1 protein-coding gene is annotated in these 1,094 nt (G+C 60.5%); it reads right to left on the bottom strand.

Annotated elements, in window-relative coordinates; all coding sequences use genetic code 11:
- On the bottom strand, nucleotides 1–946 hold a 946-nt coding region (locus BT264_RS37310), incomplete at its 3' end, for an IS630 family transposase (RefSeq protein WP_072445499.1).
- Nucleotides 947–1,094 lie beyond the last annotated feature (148 nt).

Raw genomic sequence — 1,094 nt, 5'->3', positions numbered from 1 at the left:
CCCGGCGCGTGTAGCGGGCAAACCAGAGTTCGATCTGATTGACCCAACTCGCGTGCAACGGCGTGAAGTGGAAGCGAAACCGCTGGCCGTGCCGCGCGTTGAATGCCTGCCAGACGGCCTGGGCGCGATGCGTATTGAGGTTATCCCAAACCACGTGCACCTGTTTGCCCGGATACGCAGCAGACACGCGCTCCATGAAGGTGACCAGATCGTCTTGGGTACGCCGATCGCGGCACTCCGCCAACACCTGTCCGGTATGCACATCGAGCGCGGCAATCAACGCCTGGGTGCCATGGCGAATATATTCGAATTCGCGACGACGTAGCCTTCCCGGCACAGGCGAGCGTCCCGAGTGCTTGCGCTCGATGGCCTGAATGCCGGTCTTCTCGTCGATACTGAGCACCACCGCGTTTCGTGGTGCCTTGCGGTACAGCTTGCAAATCACATTGACCTTCTCGCGAAAAGCCGGGTCTGGACTGTGCAGCCATTGCTGGACCCGGTGCGGGCGCACGTCGCCGGCCTGCAGAATGCGCTGCACGTGGCTGCGGCTGATCTGCTCGACGACGCCGCGCTCCACAGCGCGCGTCGCAATCTCGTCAAGTGTTGGCGTGACCCGTCCCTCAGGCTCCTGCGCTTCACACGCCAGCGCAATCAACTGCAGTCGCGCTTCGTGCGTGATGCGTGGCGGACGACCACTGCGCTCGCCCTCGCGAATGCCTTGGATACCTTGCCGGGCGATGCGCTTGCGCCACTGGCAGACCGTTTGCACGGATACCCCCAGTTCCCGCGCGATCACCGTATTGGAGTGGCCCTCGTGAGCCCACAACGCGATGCGTGCCCGCATCACATCTCGTTGCGCAGCCGTCTTCCGCTCGATCAGCGAGAGCAGTTCCTGTCGTTCTTTATTCACCAGCTTCACTGGCGTTGCTTGGCGGCCTCGGCTCATCCGGCCATGATATCCGAGGCGATTAATTATTCAACCTATTTAAGGGATATTGTACTAGTTGTCGTGTCGTTTGATTCTTAGACGAGGTCCGGGGGCGGTAGAATCGGCATGAATGAAAGCCTACTCAACAGAACGAAAAGAAGCCCTG

The organism is Burkholderia sp. NFPP32 (assembly GCF_900119325.1).
In the GTDB taxonomy this organism is placed as follows: domain Bacteria; phylum Pseudomonadota; class Gammaproteobacteria; order Burkholderiales; family Burkholderiaceae; genus Burkholderia; species Burkholderia pyrrocinia_C.
Note: the sequence above shows the minus strand (reverse complement) of the source record. Positions and strands in the feature narration are given on the sequence as shown.